Below are 17,228 nucleotides of genomic sequence, written 5' to 3' on the forward strand. Positions count from 1 at the left end.
AAAGCCTTTTCAAAACATTATTATTCATCAAGGGGGTACTTATAATGGATCGAGTTCAAATGGCTGAAACGCTAGAATTTTCTCGTATTATTCAAGGATTTTGGCGTTTAGCAGAATGGAATATGACGAAACAAGAATTACTTTCTTTCATTGAAGATTGTATGGATATGGGAATCACTACTTTTGATCACGCTGATATTTACGGCGCATATACGTGTGAAGGGTTATTTGGCGAAGCTTTACAATTAAAGCCTTCCTTACGAGAAAACATGCAAATTATTACAAAGTGTGGAATCGCTCCCCCATCACCGAAATTTCCAGAGCGATATGTTGCTCACTACAATACTAGTGCAGAGCATATTATGCAAAGTGTAGAAGCATCACTTAAAAATTTACATACAGATTATATTGACGTATTACTTATTCATCGTCCCGATCCTTTTATGGATCCAAATGAAGTGGCAAAAGCATTTTCACAATTAAAACAAGAAGGGAAAGTTCGTCACTTCGGTGTATCTAACTTCTTACCTTCACAATTTAATATGTTAAGTTCGTACTTAGATTTCCCGCTTATTACGAACCAGATTGAAGTTTCTGCATTGCAGCTTGAGCATTTTGAAAAAGGGACAATTGATTTATGCCAAGAAAAACGAATCAATCCAATGATTTGGTCACCTCTTGCTGGTGGGGAGATCTTTACTGGTCAATCAGAACGCGCCGTACGTGTACGTGAAACTGTGCAAAAAGTTGCTACTGAGCTAGGTGTTTCTAGTATAGATACGGTTATGTATGCTTGGTTACTTGCTCATCCAGCTAATATGATACCAATCGTTGGCTCTGGTAAATTAGATCGCGTAAAAACTGCCGCTCTTGCTACAAAAGTTAACTTAGACCGTCAACAATGGTTTACAATTTTCGAAAGCTCTAATGGACATCCTGTACCATAATGCATAAAAAGAAGAGCTGTTTTCTTACAGCTCTTCTTTTTCATATGTATTTCTAGTCATGGCAAATACACACATATCTCTTAATCCGTTTCCATCTACCGCAACACTCGCACTTTCTAACGTACCTTCTAACTTAAAACCTAATTTCTCAGGTATCGCTCTACTCTTCTTATTGAAAGAATCACAACGAATTTCTACACGATTTGCTTTTAATTCAGAAAAAGCGTAATCCGTTATACCTTTCGCAGCCTCTACCATATAGCCTTTTCCGCTAAACCTTGTATCAATCCAATATCCGATTTCAAATTGAGGTATATCCCAATTAATACGATGTAATCCGGCTGAAGCAATAAATTCACCTGTTTCTTTCGAAAATACTAGTAATCTTAAATCCTCACGTTGCAAAAATTGAATATGTGATTTTCTAATACTTTCTTCTACTTCTTGCTCTGTTTGCTCTTTTTGTGCAAACACCATCCAAGGTTTTAGTTCTTGTATTGAAGCCTGAATTGCATCATATACAACTTTACCATCTCCTGGTTTCGGCATTCGAATAAAAAGTCTGTCAGTATAAAATTCAGAAGGAAAATCGAATAATAACGGATTCACTGTAAACACTCCCTATATTTCTTTTATATATAATAATATCCATCTGAAGTTATATAGTAAAGAATTTTCTGAATTGAAAACCTTTTACTCATTCACTTCCACCGCTACACGAATTCCAGATTCAATCGCACCTTGAATCCATCCGTGATATAGCGTTGTATGATCTCCAGCGAAGAATATTCTCCCCTCTGGTTTGACAATCGCTGGTTGCAGCTCAGATTCTTGACCTGCTTGAAAAAGTGCAAATCCTCCAAGCGCATACGGATCCAATGTCCAGCTTTTTGAAATTCCAGATATGAACTCATCATACACTTGACCACCTAATATTGTTGCTAAGTTGTGTAATGCGTAATAAATACGATCCCCTTTTGATAAACCATCCCATAACAACGCGTCATAAGACCATGTATAGCTACCTAACATCATAGCCGGTCCTTTCTCCCCAATTCCATAATTTGGATAATAGGCATAACGAATTGGCAAATCTGTTATAATTCTGCCACCTAATTGTCCTTGTTCTTCCCAAAATCGGCTTTTAAATTGAATTCCTATTTTCGTCGCAGGCATATAATGTAATTCACGAATTGCTTTCCATTTTTCATGAGATATAGAATCAAACGGATCTACTTCTACAAAACGCATTGTCGAAAACGGAATGGTAACAATAACTAAATCTCCTGTAATACTACTATATTCAAAAGTTTCCTCGTTCCGATAGAAAGCTGTCACACCATTATCGTGTTGATGTAACTTCATTAATTTTTGATTATATATAATATTCTCTTCTAATTGCGGTAAAAATGACTTTGGCAATCTATCATTCCCGCCCACAATTTCACAAAATCCGCTCTCCTCTTGCATAATGTATAGAAAGCGTAAAGTCTCTACAAACGACCGTTCCAAAAAAACTTCTAAATCTAATAAAACACCAATCATCTCAATTGTTACTGGCGAAAAGTAAGTATTATACTGATAAGGATGATACTTTAAAAATTGTCCAGTAGAGTATCTCCCAAAATCCTTTACAACAATATCCCAATTTTTTTCTGGGTTCTTTTTTATAAAATTTATAATGGGCTGTACCGCTAACAATAATAATTCCTCTGACGTTTTTCCAACTTCATTCATTTCCACAGGATATCTTAGAATACTTGGATCTTTTTCATATTGTTTTAACGTCGTTTTCCGTCCATTTACGTATATAATATCCGTCTCATTCCTATTAATAAAAGGACTCACCTGTAGCCCAAATTTTCTTATATATGCCATCGTTAATGTATGCGAATACGGAATTCTCATTGCTCCAACATCTAAATATAATCCGGTATCTTCCATTCTCACTGTTTCTATACGGCCACCTACCCGGTTATTTGCTTCAAAAATTTTCACATCATGTCCTGCAGCCTTTAATAAAGATGCTGAAACTAACCCAGCCATACCAGCTCCCACTACAATAATCTGTTTTGGGCTTATCGTCTTCTTCAATCCTTTATCTATAACTTTTAACGCTTCATCCATTTCAGTGTTATACATTATATCTTTCTGCACAATTCCACCCCTTACTTCATCAAATGGACGTTAGTGGTTTAGTGCATTTTATTCATAAATCCCCATAAACATAACACCATTGCAATTTGAATATTCACTAAAAGTACATAAGAGACAGATCTCACTTTTCTTTATACTTCGTATAATATAGCAACTACAAAGAAGGAGTGGTTAAAAATGAAACATACTTATGACTACGATGCTACAAAAAAACATTTAGAATTAAAGAAACAAAACTTATGTAAAAAACTTAGCAATATGACACTATCTGAAAAAGAACGTGAACAACTAAAGCATGAAATTGACAACTATGAATATATTTTAAATCTAGTCGAAATGAATCATTATGAACGCGGATTTTCTCGTTAAAAGCGGAAATAAGATTATCCGCTTTTCATTTTGAGCATTTCACTACGCATTTTTCATAAGTAAATATATAATAGGATGTACATTAAGATTGAGAGGTATATTCTATGATCAAGTTAAGTGTATTAGACCAATCACCTATTTCAGATGGTAGCACAGCAGCCCAAGCTTTTTCACATACAGTTACGCTTGCACAAGAAGTTGAAAAACTCGGATTCACACGTTTTTGGGTATCCGAACATCATAATTCCGTAAGCTTAGCTGGTTCAAGTCCAGAAATTCTTATTTCTCATATTGCCGCAAAAACGGACCGTATTAGAGTCGGTTCAGGTGGTGTTATGTTACCGCATTATAGCCCATATAAAGTTGCTGAGAATTTCCGTGTTCTAGAAGCATTGTATCCGAACCGCATCGATCTCGGTGTTGGTAGAGCACCTGGTGGTATGCCAATAGCAACTCGCGCACTTCAAGAAGGGAAAATGGTCTCACTTGATCAATATCCAGAACAAATTGCAGACGTTGCAATGTACTTACATGATCAAGTACCAGAAAACCATCACTATGCAAACTTAAAAGCCACTCCAGTTATCCCAACGTCTCCTGAAATGTGGATGCTCGGTTCTAGCGGAGAGAGCGCTAAAATTGCTGCAAACAACGGAGCTTCTTTCGCATTTGCACAATTTATTAACGGCTTCGGAGGCCCTGAAGTTATGAGGGCTTACCAAGAACAATATGAGCCTTCATTTTTAGGAGATAAGCCTAATTCAATCGTTGCCATCTTTGTTATATGCGGAGAAACAAATGAAGAAGCGGAAAAAATTGCTTCTAGTTTAGATCTATCAATCTTATTATTAGAGCAAGGAAAACGAACTACTGGTACACCTTCTATTGAAACTGCTCAAAATTATTCATACAGCGCTTATGATTTATTCCGTATAAAAGAAAATCGTCAACGTATGATTGTTGGTGATCCGTCTTCTGTAAAAGAAAAAATAATAAACTTAAGCAAAGCATACAATACTGACGAATTTATGATTGTCACGATTACTCATCAATTTGAACATAAATTAAATTCTTATCGCTTACTAGCAAATGCTTTTAATTTATAATTCTAAAAAGAGATGCATCACATGTGATGCATCTCTTTTTCTTACTACTTATTGTTTTCATTTCCTATATATTCAATAGTTTCTTTTAATAGCTCTTCAAAGTTAATAGGATAATCATGATCTAAGTCAGGCACAACTTTATACTTATGTTCTATATTTTTCTCTCTTAATAGTTGTACAAATTGCTGCGTGGATTCGAAACAATCTTCATCTTGATTCCCGCATACTATATATCCTTTTATATGTTTATCCTTCAGCACTCTTAGCAACTCATCCCATTCTTCAATCTCGGGAAGCCATGGTGCCATAAAAACAAAACCATCTACATTTATATCTTGTTGTAAAATCGTATATAAAGCTACTCTCGCCCCTGCAGAAAAACCACCAATGATTACACTTTCTACTGTATGATTTTCTATAAACTTATTGTAATGCTCTTTTAATTCCTCTTTCCCTCTCTCTATGTCCTCCCAAACAAATCCATCTGAAAACTCAATTTGTGAAGACTGTGGTAAAGCTAACATATAATCTTGTATCAAAACAGATTTCCAATATGGTTCTACTATTTGTATATTTTCTTGGTTACCATGCAATGTAAGTAGTAGATTTCCCTCTTTCTTACTGTATATATATTTCACATCTGGTCTTTCCTTTTTATGTGCTAATTCTTCTCTTTCTTTACATAATTGCACCATTGTATGAAATTCTTCAAATTTATGTAGTGATTTTAAATCTTCATCGGAAATTAAATACTCATTTCCATACCAGAATCCCTTTTCTATAATGGCCTCTCTCATTAAATGTAATGCTTCTTTTTCAAGTCCCGATGCACTTGCGAGTGCATACTTAAAATTATATATTTGCGCCTCATTCCCTATTACACCTGTAGCGTTTTCCATTATATAATTGTACGCTTCAAAACTTCCTTTATTTGCATAACAACGTAACGTTTCATTTAATAATTGAATGTAAGTCATACTATTTTTCATGTACCAATTCCCCCGCAACTTTTTATAATATTTATTTTGCGAATCTTTATACCACTTTGTATAACCCACGCTAACAATACCTTATTCTCAAAATGATGCTTAATAGTTGCTCTTCCCTGTCCAATACATTTAGTATAAATAAGAATAGACTGAAAAATCAATATTTTAACAAACAAAAAAAGACAACAATATATGTATTGTTGTTTTCATTACGTCTACCCACTCTTTTGTTTTTTTCTATCTGGTTTACTTGAAACTAAATAATGTTTTTCTGAAATATATAAGTCTCTTTTTAAGCTACGATTTAAGTAAGGTCCTAATTTCATTCCACATATGAGGCGATCTTCGCTACCTTCAACAATTGGGAACATTTCTTTTTCTGTTACGTATTGATCTACTGCTTTTTGTACGACATCAATTTCTTTCACTAGGTTTAAATTTTCTGCTGTATGTTCAAATACCTCAAGCGTTTCCTTCGTTATGAGAAAAACATTTGTTGGAAATGCAGGTAAATATGGTTTTAACAAATCATAATTTACTGTATAATCATCATTTACTAATACTGTATAAACGATATTAGCATTCGTTTCTAAAAACTGAGCCATCGCTTGTTCTAATTCATCTTTCGTAATTTCCCGCTCTTCTTTTCCAGTTCTGAAAAAGCGAAACATCGCATCGCCTCCTTTTTACTATATTATAGCATAAAAGAAAACTGAAAAATCATAAAAAAACCCATTGAAATAATTTTTCAATGGGTTTCTATATATTTATCGTTATTTTAAGAATGCACTTAGCATCCATACATGCTGTTCTAATGTTGTATGAATTGCTAACAGCATGTCAGCTGATGTTTCATCGCCAGCTTCACCCGCAACTTCCATACCTTCTTTTAATTCTTGAATAAGTGCAGAATAATCATTCACTAATGTTTGCACCATTTCTTCTGCAGATTCTTTGCTTGTCCCTTCACTGACACTAGATGTTGCGAGATATTCTTTCATTGTCGCTAATGGTTTACCTTCTAAAGCTAAAATACGTTCTGCTAACTCATCAATATACGTTCCAGCCTCATTATAAAACTCTTCAAATTTCTCATGTAATGTAAAGAAGTGTGGCCCTGTCACATACCAGTGATAATTATGTAATTTAACATATAACACATTCCAGTTTGCTACCTGCTTGTTTAATACTTCAACAACATTTGTTTTCGTACTCATACAATCACTCCTCTTATCATTTTGTAATGTTTATCTTTTAATAACTTAATTACATTTTACCATACATTCCCTTTCCTTTCGAACAATTGGCTTATATGTAACAAAGTTTTAACACCTTTAATGCTTCCCTAATATCATTTAATTCATGTATTTTTTCAACCACTTCATACGTCTAATTGTCCAAGCTCATACATATGCATAATAGTACATCAAGCTCATCATAGTAGAAAGAGGGATAACATGGACAATCAACAATGGCAAGTAGCAAAGAAAGTAGCTGCTACTTATATCGGAACTGTCGTTGGAGCTGGATTTGCTACTGGACGAGAAATTGTTGAATTTTTCACAGTGAATGGATTATACGGGACAATTGGCATATGTGTAAGTGGATTTTTTTTTATTTGGCTTGGCACAAAGATGATGTTACTTTCATCACAAATCGGGGCATTTTCAGCGCAAGAATTTAACAAATATTTATTTGGGGATGTATTTGGGAATGTTGTAAACACATTATTATTACTCGTTTTATTCGGCGTAACGAGCGTTATGTTATCAGGGGCTGGTGCAGTATTTGAAGAGCAACTTCGCTTACCAAGACAACTCGGTATTCTCATTACAGTTATCGCTTGTCTCATTATAAGTAGCCGCGGGTTACAAGGTGTTTTTGAAGTAAATACACTTGTCGTACCTATTATGATGATTTTTATTATCGGACTTGCTATTACAACCTTTTTTCACGGTACACCTCCTATTAATAACACTATTCCTGCAGAGAGCTGGAATATGAAATGGATTACTAGCCCTATTACATATGTCGCCTTAAACCTTTCTCTCGCCCAAAGTGTTCTCGTCCCATTAGCCAGTGAAGTAAAGGATCGAAAAGCCATTTTTTGGGGTGGGATTTTAGGTGGTGCTGGACTTTCTTTAATTTTATTATGCAGCCATTTAGCAATCTTATCAGTCGATCAATTTTATCAATATAACATCCCAATGGCTGAAGTCATAAGAAGATTTAATGCAACTTTTCACTTCTTCTTCGTTCTCATTATTTTCGGTGAAGTTTTCACAACTTTAGTTGGTAATGTGTTCGGAATGACAAAACAGATGCAATCTATTACTGGGTGGAAAAATCACAATATTATTTTCTTCATTTTACTAATTAGTTATTGTTTTAGTTACATCGGTTACAGTGACTTACTTCACATTCTATATCCTATCATCGGATGGGTAAGTATTGTTATACTTCCAATCATTGCGTTTAAACAACTTCAAAAAACATAAAAAAGCATCCATGTTATTGGATGCTTTTTTATGTTCATTCACAATCATCACATACTTCCCAGTACGGTCCCATTTCTAATGCTAAATACGGCTTTAACTGCAACCGAATCATTCGACTAGGCATGCGTTCTAAAACAAATTGAATACCTTCTTCATCTTCGTCTAATTCAACTTTTGAAATCGTAATTTTTTGCATAGTCGTAATGGGAATTCCATCTTTATATAAAGTGATTTTCACCTCATCGTATTCATTAAAATACAATTCGACACTCATTTGATTTTTCAGTATTTCATCACCAATTTTAAATGTATCATTTTGTTCTTGGATTATATATTTCCATCCGCCTCTATCTTCTTTCGGAGCTGTTTGAAATAATGTCTCCAAATCCTCGTATAGCATAAGATAACCCCTCTCTTACTAAAAAACGATGAGTATTTTATATACCCTTTATCTCTATCACTATCCATAGCTATTGTACCATATATCACCGTTCTTACCGTATTCATTTGCTTCATACACACTTATAAAATAACTAATTCTATCTCCATTATTATGTATATTACCTCATTACTCCATACACTCTTACAAGTTCAAATAACGACAGACTTTAATCCATGCAAATATTGTCTACTCTCCGCTTTTATTAGCTCACAGCATTCACACTTTTACATATAGTAAGACTACCACAAATAAAAAAGGAGAGTGACTTATACCACTCCCCTTAAAAGAACTTCCCTATAGCTGCTAAAACTAATACGATTATTAAAATTGCAAATAATAATGAGACAATGAAACTAAAAATAGGTAACGCTTTCTTTTCATTCTTCTTAAATAGTAACTTTAAACTAAGAAAAATATTTACTGGTACAAGTATAAAATAAAAATATTTAACAATTTGCACCGAGCTATTCGAAAGTGTTTTTAATATAAACACTTCAATTAGAAAAACAATAAAAAATGAAATACTTAGCCAAAATGAGACGTAACTAAGCCAAGAATGTCTTTTTGTCCCCCAATACACTCCCATAATACTCTCCTTTTATTTGTATTCTATAGGTTAATAATTATACACAAAGCTAACAAACACCTCTATTTTTCGACAAATATTATGCAAAATACCATTTTAAACGTCATAAAGGAAGTTTACATCTCCATTTGATTTTACATAATAAAACAGACTACCCTCTAGTGTCATAATGCTACTAGGGGGAGTCTGTTCTCTATTAAACTTTAAATCTCTCAATTAATACTTGCAATTCTTCAGCCATTTGAGATAGCGTACCCGCCGCTGATCCAATTTCCTCCATCGAAGCTAGCTGTTCTTCAGCTGAAGCCGCAACATTTTGTGTGCTTGTCGCATTATTTTGTGCTGTCATTGCAATTTGTCCTACTGAAATAGATACTTCATTTGCCCCTTTTGACATTCCATTAGCCGTTTCAACCATCGTCTTAATTTGATTAGCTATTTCATTTGTAGATTGTAAAATTTCAGCAAAATTTTGCTTCGTTTCATTTGCAATAACAAGTCCAGATTGAACTTCTTCATTTACATGATTCATTGATTTGACTGTCTTACCCATATCGTCTTGTATTTCGCCTATTAATTTACTAATTTCACTGGAAGATATGCTAGACTGCTCTGCCAATTTACGTACTTCATCTGCAACAATTGCAAAACCTCTTCCATGTTCACCAGCTCTTGCCGCTTCAATTGCCGCATTTAAAGCTAGAAGATTTGTTTGATCTGCAATGTTTTGAATTACTTCCAATATATCACCAATTTGTTTTGATTTATTATTTAATAACTGTATAACAGCATCTGATTGTGAAACCGATTCTGCAATAGACTGCATCTGGTTTACTGTTCTTCCTACTAGTTTCCCACCATCTTCTGCTTTTTCACGAGTATGAGCAGAAGCGATATTAATAGATGATGAACTATTTGCTACATGCTGAATTCCTTCCGTTACATCAAACAGTAACATAGCACCATTTTCTACACTTGTTGTTTGCGTCGTTGCCCCACTTGATATTTCATCCATTGCTGTTGTAATTTGCTCAGTTGCTTCACTCGCTTGTCTTACACTTGCAGTTAGTTCTTCTGATGCTGCTGCAACATGTCCTGCCGAAGTGTTAATCCTTCCAATTAACGTCCGTAATGAATTTGTCATCTCGTTAAAACCTTTCGCAAGTTGACCAATTTCATCATTAGAATGAATTTCAATTGTTTGCGTTAAATCCCCTTCACTTATTTCTTTAGAAGTGATAACTAGTCTCTTTAAAGGCTTCGTAATTGAAAGTGTCACAAAATAAATAAGTACTCCACCTACTACTAACGAAATAAGCATAACAATTAACATATTATAAAATACAGGTTGAGCAGCTTCAATTACTTCAGTTGCGTACATCGTCCCACCAATTTTCCAACCTGTTTTTACGTTTGTAGCAAATACCATATTCTTTTCACTACCACCATAAGAATATGTAAAAGCACCATGATTATCTTCATAAATTTTCTTTGCCCAAGAATCAGCTGCTTTATCCCCTGATTTTTCTTGTGGATGAGCAATGATTTTTTGCTTTCCATCTAAAATGAAGGCATATCCTTTTTTACCAATATTGATTAACTTTGTTGTTTTTAATAAATTGTCTAAACTTAAATCTAGCGCAACAACCCCATTTTTATCTTCTGTTTGTTTTGCAATCGTTACGACAATATGTCCATTTCCTTTTGCCTTATATGGCTCGCTAACAACAATACCACCTTGTTTTGCCACTGCATCTTTATACCAAGGTCGTGTTGTTGGATCATAATCTGCTGCCATTTGTATATTTGGTTCCTGTACAAATTTCTTATCATTACCGGCAACATACACTTGTTCAACATCTATATTTAAATTGATATACTGAGATAATGTCTTTCTTAGCTCATCCTGATTATCCCCTTGATACATATTCCCTTGAATTACTCGTGCAAAGTTATTCACATCGTTAAATTTTGCTTCAATCATTTGATTGATTAAATTATCTAATATTTTTATATTATCGTTAGCACTACTCGTAATTTGTGATTCAAAATTCTTTTTAGCAGTTTGATAAGACATGCCCCCGATTATAGAAACGGCTGCAATTAAAATTACAAAGAATGAAATTAATAGCTTTTTTGCTACTTTCATATCACGAAACAAATTTAATAGTTTACCCATTATGAACCTCCTAATTTTCAAATTTAAAAGTTAAATTGAGTTAATTATAAATATTTCCCATTCCTTAATTATTATTTTCATAACCTATTATGGTGAATACTTTGTAAAGTTTAAACAATTAATTTCCCTTTGTCTATATATATGAATAATATTATTATAAAATTTACAAATAGAAAAAACCAAAGGGGCCCCTTTGGTTTTTACATTTTTTTATGTTGTTTAGAAATTTTCTTCCATTTATCACGCTCTGCTCTGGCAAGGATTGCATCTTGTTTCCTCATAAAATACGCCAGTTCTCTTTGTAATTTTTTATAGCTTTTCAAACGATCTATCGTAATAAGTCCGTTTTCAATTGCACTATACACCGCGCATCCTGGTTCATTCTCATGCTTACAATCACGGAAACGACATGTTGTCGCAAGTTCTTCAATATCAGAGAATGCTGTTTGAATCGCTTCGCTGCCTTCCCAAAGTTGCAATTCCCTCATGCCAGGCGTATCAATCACGAGAGCGCCACTAGGCAATTGGAATAATTCTCGATGCGTTGTCGTATGCCTCCCCCTACTATCCTCTTCACGTATATCTCCCGTTTTTGCTACATCAATTCCTATTAGAGCATTTAACAAAGTTGACTTTCCTACCCCTGATGATCCAACTAAAGCAATTGTTTTCCCTGAAGAAACGAATTGTTTCAACGAATCTATACCTGTATGCTCTAAACTATCAACAACGAAAATAGGAACACCAATTGCTATAGCTTCCGTTTCTACAATTTTCTCTTCCACATCATTACATATACTACTCTTTGTTAAAACAATAACTGGCATAGCGCCGCTTTCATACGCTAATAATAAATAACGTTCCATCCTTCTAACATTAAAATCATGATTAAGTGCATTCACTAAAAATAAATAATCTACATTTGCTGCTATAATCTGTTCTTCTGTTCTTGTTCCAGCCTCTTGTCTTGAGAAAGAGCTTCTTCGCTGGAAAATACGATGAATAATCGCTTTCTTTTCATCTTCTATTTTCTTTATATACACCCAATCACCAACTGCTGGATAATCGCCTTTCGTAATCGCTTCATGCCGAAACTTCCCAGACAGTTCTGCCATATATTCACCATCATTACAAATAATGCGATATATATGCTTATGCTCAAGTAAAATACGACCTACTTCATAATTTTTCTCTGTAACTTGTTCTTCAAAAAATGAATCCCAGCCGAAAGATTCTAAAATATTTTGATTCAAATAAATATCCTCCCTAGTTTGTACTAAGTGGAAGGATTGCGAATTACCTTATATAATATCGCCCTTTCCATCCACCTTTGTATTTGGTTGATTATTCATATAAGTTATTTTCGCCATAATACATCACCCCGTTCTTATTTTAATTATTCTCATTATATGGAATTCTCCTATAAAAAGCTACATTATTTTACGTAATTTTCAAATAACTTGTTTTTGAGCATTCTAATTTGTCCTCGATGACTAATTTCATCTTCTAGCACATGAAACCATAGATAGTGCTGGTTATATGCTACACCGTTAGGCCACTTTCTTTCTGACATGAGCCACTCATCACCTTGTTCACTTAAATACTTCAGAGATTCTTCTCGAACACTTTGTAGAAGTTGTACATAATACTTTATTTCATGACCACGGATTGCTCTACCCGCTTCCCCTAAATACAGTGCATCTTCCCATATTTCTAATTCTTCTTTTGTAAAGTCACGATCTTGAAATGAAATAAGCTGATGAACTTTTTCAATAGCTGCTATATGCTTTAATAAGGCGCCAATTGAATTTCCGCTGCTTTGCATAATTAAATCTAATTGCTCAACTGATAAATTTTTTACTTCGCCTAATGTTACAGCTCTCGTATGCTCAAGCAGGCTTACTAATTCCCCTATTTTTTTGTATAACCATCTACACTTCTTATTCGATAATCTATATTCATATCACGCACCCCTTTCTGCATTCATATTATTGTAAAAATGATTCATATAATAGACTGAAATCTATCTAAATTTTCTGTTATAATTAATTTGAATACAAAATATACCCAAACAAACTTTCTCAATATGCTTATATGAAATATTAAAAGGAATCAATATGAAATAATCGAATCTTATTCACTAAAAGGAGTGGATTCGATGGAAATGTATCAATGGCTAACCGCTGTTCTCGTTGGTGGCATTACCGGCTTCGTTTCCCATCTAATCAATAACCAAGGTAAGTTATTGCTTCCACGCCGTTTGAAAACATTTTTTCATTTTGGATTTTTAACTGATATTTTTACTGGTAGCCTAGCCGCACTTCTTGGGCTCGTTTTATTCGATGTCACCGCAATAAAAGAAATTATAAAAGTATCCATTGTAACTGCTATTTCCGGTCAAACTTTTTTACTACATCAAGCTCTTGGTGGCGAACAGGCTAAAAATACGCAAATTGGGAAAGCTGATGAGAAGATTCAAGAAATTGACAAATTATTGCGACGTTAGTGTATACTTTCTTTTAAAATTATTGTTATAATGAGAAATAAATATTTTCTATTGCGTCGTTTGTCAGGAGAAAGGGTGTTTCGTATGACAAAAAAGAAAATAGAAGATTTCTTAACAAACTCCGAAAAAGAGGAACTGCTAGAAAACTATAAATGTTTACGAGAAGCCCGCACAAAAAGCGAAGCTAACTATTTTGGCGAAGCAGTAAACCATCTATTAAATAAAGCAAAACAACGAATTATTAAAGATGCAGGTATACATGATGAAAATGCTGCAACTGTTCAATCAAAGAGAAAAGCACTGTTTTAGCTACATTAGCTAAAACAGTGCTTTTTATTTAGAATTTTTTTCTTTCCATGCTATATTCTCTCTGCCTTTATCTTTCCATTTTTACAGTTTCAAAAGTCATCTAGACCTAAAGATCAACCTAATAATATTAGCCCACGCAAACCATTTTAATAATAGATAAAATAATTGAACTAGTAATGCTACAAACTAAATAAGTTTATTAAATCGCTTCTTTTAAATCTGAATGCGGATTTGGTCCGTATTGATTGTCATTTTCTTCACTTTCAATGATAAAAAATACAAGTAAAACAATGCTACCAAACGGTACAAAATTTAATAGTTGCCACCATCCCGTTTTCCCAATATCATGTAATCGTCGTGCACCAACCGAAAAACTTGGTATAATCATTACTAACATAAATAGCAACGCAATAATAGCAACTAACACCTCTGAAAATGATGATAAAAATAACAGTAGCCAAAAAATTACGATATTGGATAAACTAAAAATCCAGTACTCTTTTCGCGTAGCTCTACCACTAAAATTCCCATAATTCTTTAGAGCTTTCAAATACCATTGCATTTAAACCTCTCCCTTTTATCCCCAATAAAATTAAAATATGTAATTATTAACAGATAAGTAGAAATATAACACAACATTTATGTAAAATCCATATCCCCATCTAAATTGCCCTCTATTTAAATAGTTTTTTCCTTCGGCATTTTTCACATTACTTTCACATCTATTTCACAAATATAAGTAGTCCGATATGCTAAACTAAGTATATCCTTTTCCAAGGAACTATATGCCGATATATAAATCCCTATCTTTATAGGGATTTTTATTTTTTGATTCCTCATAACTTTGTTACAATACATTTCTTCTACTATCTCTATACTTTTAGTAACCACTTTAATTAAAAGCACATTCATGTATTCACACTCTTATTAATTCTGATTTGCGAAATATTTATACAAGCTTTATGATGCAATTCCTGTTTCACTATTTTCAGTAATTTTTTCACTTTTTCTAAACAAAAATAAAGCTCCTATATATAGTAACGCAGTAAAACTACCTATAAGTATAAAATTGTGAGATATTGCAAATAACATTCCAGCTATTGCCGCACCAATCATTTGACCAATGTACATAGAAGCATTTGCAAGCGCCGCTCCTGTTCCTCTTGCTACACTAGACATGTTTTGTAAGTGCCTCATCATTAATACAAACAAAATTCCTGTCACAAAAAATAAAGCAAAGAACAATAACTCCACCAATACAATGTTCTTTACATGAGGAAGTAATACATATAGCACTGCTGTAAATATAATTCCACCATAGAAAGAAAGGTTATAACCAATTTTATTTACGATTCTAGGACCAAAAATATTACCAATTAAATTTCCTAATCCTAATACGAGCATAGCTGTACCTACTTCATGAACTTGTAAGCCAAATTGAATGGAAAGCCATACACCAAAAAATGAAAATGCAGCAAAATTTCCGGTTTGAAAAACAAAGTATGCAAAATAAGAAAGTGAAACCTTTGAATCTGTAAGTAATTGTTTATAACGCTGTAAAATCGCTTTTTTATTTCCACCTATATGAACCGACTGTATTTCTGGTAATACAACATAAATAAGAATGACAAGTAGTGCTGATAATATACCAATGAAATAGAATGGAATTGTATAATGTATCGTTGCTAAATAAGCTCCCAGTGGCAGCCCTAAAATTTGAGAGATTGATAACCCTGCTGTTGCAACACCAATTGCTTTCACAATTTGCTTCTTCTCTATAAGAAGCGGAATAGATGCCCACACTTGTGGAGATACAAAAGCTGCACTTACACCTGCTAAAAATCTAAATGTTAGCATCCATAAAAAACTCGGTGCAATTCCACAAAAAAACGTACTTATTGCAAAAAAACTCATACCTAGTACCATTACTTTTTTTCTGTTTAATCCATCTGATATAGGACCAGCCACAAGCGCAAATCCAGCATACCCTAAAGCATACGAACTCACCATCCATCCTGACAACTCAGTTGAAACATGATACACCTGTTGCAATGTCGGCAACAGTGGTGAAATTAAGAAAGTATCTGTACCGATCATAAACATTATCATAAAAAATACAGCTAGTACTCTGTTCATTTAGACCTTCTCCTTATATAAACAGAGGGTACTCTCCCTCTGTTTAACTAATCTTCTAAAATAGATTGGATTTCTTTCATGACTCTTTCATTCAATGCAACATCTACCGCTTTCACACTTTCTCTTACCTGCTCTGCCCGCTTTCCACCAGGTATAACAGTATCAATCCCTTCTTTATTTAATAACCATGCTAACGCTAAATGAGACACTTCAATATCATTTTCTTTAGCTAGCCCTTTTAACTTATTCACTTTCTTAAAATTACTCTTATATGTATTTTCTTCAAATAGATTTACATTTTGACGCCAATCGACTTCATTTAATTTAAAATCTTCTGTATATTTTCCGCCTAATATTCCAAAAGCAAGAGGCCCATATGGAATAAATGAAATACCCGCTTCTATACAATACGGCAACAGTTCTTCCTCAGCTGTACGTTCTAACATATTGTATGGAGATTGTACAACATCTATATGACCATGTTGATTCGCCTCTTTTAATTGTTCTATGTTTACGTTCGATATTCCAATTGAACGAATTTTCCCTTCTTCTTTTAAATGAGTAAGCTCTCCGATTGAATCTATGTAACTTGTTTCAGGATTTGTAAAGTGTAAATAATATAAATCAATATATTCAGTCTGTAATCTTCTTAAGCTATTTTCCACAGCATTCCTTAAATAACTTGGTTCATTGTTAATATAAGTTTCTCCATTTAACAACGGTTGAATTCCACCTTTTGTAGCAAGTATAAACTCATGACGTTTTCCCTTTAATACTTCTCCTACTAATTCCTCCGATCTACCGAAACCATATGAATCTGCTGTATCAAAAAATGTAATCCCTTGCTGAATAGCTTCTTCTACTAATCGCTTTCCTTCTTCTTCATTCACATCAGCATATAAATTATGTCCCCCTACTGCATTTGTACCTAAACCCAACTTTGAAATATTTAATCCTGCCTTTTGCAATTTTATATACTTCATTTTTTCTCCCCCTATATTTCT

19 protein-coding genes and 1 pseudogene are annotated in these 17,228 nt (G+C 33.7%); 6 read left to right on the forward strand and 14 right to left on the reverse strand.

Features of this window, described 5'->3' with window-relative positions; genetic code table 11:
• The first annotated feature begins 44 nt into the window (after window positions 1-44).
• Window positions 45-947 (forward strand): aldo/keto reductase, encoded by a 903-nt coding sequence (locus QCI79_RS02780; protein ID WP_000376357.1) that lies wholly within the window; start codon window positions 45-47, stop codon window positions 945-947.
• A 24-nt stretch (window positions 948-971) separates the two neighbouring features.
• On the opposite strand, the gene QCI79_RS02785 is transcribed toward QCI79_RS02780, so the two are convergent.
• Both QCI79_RS02785 and QCI79_RS02790 read right to left on the reverse strand, forming a co-directional pair.
• Window positions 972-1,556 carry a GNAT family N-acetyltransferase gene (locus QCI79_RS02785; protein WP_001068749.1) on the reverse strand — a complete coding sequence of 195 codons (585 nt, stop codon included), beginning with the start codon at window positions 1,554-1,556 and terminating at the stop codon, window positions 972-974.
• 84 nt (window positions 1,557-1,640) lie between these two features.
• Window positions 1,641-3,104, reverse strand: coding sequence for a flavin monoamine oxidase family protein (locus QCI79_RS02790; protein WP_021728399.1), 1,464 nt, complete (start codon window positions 3,102-3,104; stop codon window positions 1,641-1,643).
• Window positions 3,105-3,281: 177 nt separating this feature from the next.
• On the opposite strand from QCI79_RS02790, the gene QCI79_RS02795 reads away from it, so the two are divergent.
• Entirely contained in the window at window positions 3,282-3,473 is a 192-nt protein-coding gene (locus tag QCI79_RS02795) for a DUF3896 family protein (protein WP_000683357.1), read from the forward strand.
• A gap of 104 nt (window positions 3,474-3,577) precedes the next feature.
• Window positions 3,578-4,579, forward strand: a complete 1,002-nt coding sequence (locus tag QCI79_RS02800) for an LLM class flavin-dependent oxidoreductase (RefSeq protein ID WP_000594042.1) — start codon at window positions 3,578-3,580, stop codon at window positions 4,577-4,579.
• A gap of 44 nt (window positions 4,580-4,623) precedes the next feature.
• On the opposite strand, the gene QCI79_RS02805 is transcribed toward QCI79_RS02800, so the two are convergent.
• The 3 genes from QCI79_RS02805 to QCI79_RS02815 form a co-directional block, all read right to left on the reverse strand.
• On the reverse strand, window positions 4,624-5,568 hold the full coding sequence (locus QCI79_RS02805; RefSeq protein WP_000798320.1) for an alpha/beta hydrolase: 945 nt from the start codon (window positions 5,566-5,568) through the stop codon (window positions 4,624-4,626).
• Window positions 5,569-5,783: 215 nt separating this feature from the next.
• The gene (locus QCI79_RS02810; protein WP_000488206.1) at window positions 5,784-6,239 is read right to left on the reverse strand and encodes a DUF3939 domain-containing protein; all 456 of its coding nucleotides are present in this window, start codon (window positions 6,237-6,239) and stop codon (window positions 5,784-5,786) included.
• Between the two features lie 102 nt (window positions 6,240-6,341).
• Window positions 6,342-6,785: a Dps family protein gene (locus QCI79_RS02815; RefSeq protein ID WP_000105199.1), complete on the reverse strand. Its 444-nt coding sequence runs from the start codon at window positions 6,783-6,785 to the stop codon at window positions 6,342-6,344.
• 240 nt (window positions 6,786-7,025) lie between these two features.
• Between QCI79_RS02815 and QCI79_RS02820 the strand changes: the two genes are divergently transcribed.
• Complete coding sequence (locus QCI79_RS02820; protein ID WP_000370203.1) at window positions 7,026-8,066, forward strand: YkvI family membrane protein; 1,041 nt, start codon at window positions 7,026-7,028, stop codon at window positions 8,064-8,066.
• Window positions 8,067-8,100: 34 nt separating this feature from the next.
• Here QCI79_RS02820 and QCI79_RS02825 read toward each other — a convergent pair whose 3' ends face one another.
• The 5 genes and pseudogenes from QCI79_RS02825 to QCI79_RS02845 form a co-directional block, all read right to left on the reverse strand.
• The gene (locus tag QCI79_RS02825) at window positions 8,101-8,466 is read right to left on the reverse strand and encodes a DUF3979 family protein (protein WP_000965059.1); all 366 of its coding nucleotides are present in this window, start codon (window positions 8,464-8,466) and stop codon (window positions 8,101-8,103) included.
• A 322-nt stretch (window positions 8,467-8,788) separates the two neighbouring features.
• Window positions 8,789-9,094, reverse strand: a complete 306-nt coding sequence (locus QCI79_RS02830) for a hypothetical protein (protein WP_000539571.1) — start codon at window positions 9,092-9,094, stop codon at window positions 8,789-8,791.
• Between the two features lie 196 nt (window positions 9,095-9,290).
• The gene (locus QCI79_RS02835; protein WP_000517294.1) at window positions 9,291-11,273 is read right to left on the reverse strand and encodes a methyl-accepting chemotaxis protein; all 1,983 of its coding nucleotides are present in this window, start codon (window positions 11,271-11,273) and stop codon (window positions 9,291-9,293) included.
• 200 nt (window positions 11,274-11,473) lie between these two features.
• A complete protein-coding gene (rsgA, locus tag QCI79_RS02840; RefSeq protein WP_001073075.1) occupies window positions 11,474-12,526 on the reverse strand; it encodes a ribosome small subunit-dependent GTPase A in 1,053 nt (350 codons plus the stop codon).
• A gap of 182 nt (window positions 12,527-12,708) precedes the next feature.
• Window positions 12,709-13,235 (reverse strand): annotated as a pseudogene (locus QCI79_RS02845) (DinB family protein).
• A gap of 196 nt (window positions 13,236-13,431) precedes the next feature.
• Here QCI79_RS02845 and QCI79_RS02850 point away from each other — a divergent pair.
• Window positions 13,432-13,779, forward strand: coding sequence for a DUF4257 domain-containing protein (locus QCI79_RS02850; protein ID WP_000426317.1), 348 nt, complete (start codon window positions 13,432-13,434; stop codon window positions 13,777-13,779).
• 84 nt (window positions 13,780-13,863) lie between these two features.
• Window positions 13,864-14,088 (forward strand): hypothetical protein, encoded by a 225-nt coding sequence (locus tag QCI79_RS02855; protein ID WP_000162602.1) that lies wholly within the window; start codon window positions 13,864-13,866, stop codon window positions 14,086-14,088.
• A 199-nt stretch (window positions 14,089-14,287) separates the two neighbouring features.
• Here QCI79_RS02855 and QCI79_RS02860 read toward each other — a convergent pair whose 3' ends face one another.
• The 4 genes from QCI79_RS02860 to QCI79_RS02875 all read right to left on the reverse strand — a co-directional run bounded on the left by QCI79_RS02860 (window position 14,288) and on the right by QCI79_RS02875 (window position 17,207).
• A complete protein-coding gene (locus tag QCI79_RS02860; RefSeq protein ID WP_001198794.1) occupies window positions 14,288-14,650 on the reverse strand; it encodes a DUF805 domain-containing protein in 363 nt (120 codons plus the stop codon).
• 143 nt (window positions 14,651-14,793) lie between these two features.
• On the reverse strand, window positions 14,794-15,000 hold the full coding sequence (locus QCI79_RS02865) for a hypothetical protein (protein ID WP_001101741.1): 207 nt from the start codon (window positions 14,998-15,000) through the stop codon (window positions 14,794-14,796).
• 48 nt (window positions 15,001-15,048) lie between these two features.
• On the reverse strand, window positions 15,049-16,224 hold the full coding sequence (locus QCI79_RS02870; protein WP_001082497.1) for an MFS transporter: 1,176 nt from the start codon (window positions 16,222-16,224) through the stop codon (window positions 15,049-15,051).
• Window positions 16,225-16,271: 47 nt separating this feature from the next.
• Window positions 16,272-17,207, reverse strand: coding sequence for an aldo/keto reductase (locus tag QCI79_RS02875; protein WP_000874082.1), 936 nt, complete (start codon window positions 17,205-17,207; stop codon window positions 16,272-16,274).
• Between the last annotated feature and the right edge of the window lie 21 nt (window positions 17,208-17,228).

Source organism: Bacillus cereus group sp. MG1 (assembly GCF_040460035.1).
Taxonomy (GTDB): Bacteria; Bacillota; Bacilli; order Bacillales; family Bacillaceae_G; genus Bacillus_A; species Bacillus_A cereus.

What these genes read in the sequence shown, in the direction of transcription:
- QCI79_RS02870 (WP_001082497.1), bottom strand. Translation starts at nt 16,224, where the DNA reads ATGAACAGAGTACTAGCTGTATTTTTTATGATAATGTTTATGATCGGT.
- QCI79_RS02875 (WP_000874082.1), bottom strand. Translation starts at nt 17,207, where the DNA reads ATGAAGTATATAAAATTGCAAAAGGCAGGATTAAATATTTCAAAGTTG.
- QCI79_RS02830 (WP_000539571.1), bottom strand. Translation starts at nt 9,094, where the DNA reads ATGGGAGTGTATTGGGGGACAAAAAGACATTCTTGGCTTAGTTACGTC.
- QCI79_RS02810 (WP_000488206.1), bottom strand. Translation starts at nt 6,239, where the DNA reads ATGTTTCGCTTTTTCAGAACTGGAAAAGAAGAGCGGGAAATTACGAAA.
- QCI79_RS02780 (WP_000376357.1), top strand. Translation starts at nt 45, where the DNA reads ATGGATCGAGTTCAAATGGCTGAAACGCTAGAATTTTCTCGTATTATT.
- QCI79_RS02820 (WP_000370203.1), top strand. Translation starts at nt 7,026, where the DNA reads ATGGACAATCAACAATGGCAAGTAGCAAAGAAAGTAGCTGCTACTTAT.
- QCI79_RS02865 (WP_001101741.1), bottom strand. Translation starts at nt 15,000, where the DNA reads ATGAATGTGCTTTTAATTAAAGTGGTTACTAAAAGTATAGAGATAGTA.
- QCI79_RS02815 (WP_000105199.1), bottom strand. Translation starts at nt 6,785, where the DNA reads ATGAGTACGAAAACAAATGTTGTTGAAGTATTAAACAAGCAGGTAGCA.
- QCI79_RS02805 (WP_000798320.1), bottom strand. Translation starts at nt 5,568, where the DNA reads ATGAAAAATAGTATGACTTACATTCAATTATTAAATGAAACGTTACGT.
- QCI79_RS02850 (WP_000426317.1), top strand. Translation starts at nt 13,432, where the DNA reads ATGGAAATGTATCAATGGCTAACCGCTGTTCTCGTTGGTGGCATTACC.
- QCI79_RS02800 (WP_000594042.1), top strand. Translation starts at nt 3,578, where the DNA reads ATGATCAAGTTAAGTGTATTAGACCAATCACCTATTTCAGATGGTAGC.
- QCI79_RS02835 (WP_000517294.1), bottom strand. Translation starts at nt 11,273, where the DNA reads ATGGGTAAACTATTAAATTTGTTTCGTGATATGAAAGTAGCAAAAAAG.
- QCI79_RS02795 (WP_000683357.1), top strand. Translation starts at nt 3,282, where the DNA reads ATGAAACATACTTATGACTACGATGCTACAAAAAAACATTTAGAATTA.
- QCI79_RS02855 (WP_000162602.1), top strand. Translation starts at nt 13,864, where the DNA reads ATGACAAAAAAGAAAATAGAAGATTTCTTAACAAACTCCGAAAAAGAG.
- QCI79_RS02860 (WP_001198794.1), bottom strand. Translation starts at nt 14,650, where the DNA reads ATGCAATGGTATTTGAAAGCTCTAAAGAATTATGGGAATTTTAGTGGT.
- QCI79_RS02825 (WP_000965059.1), bottom strand. Translation starts at nt 8,466, where the DNA reads ATGCTATACGAGGATTTGGAGACATTATTTCAAACAGCTCCGAAAGAA.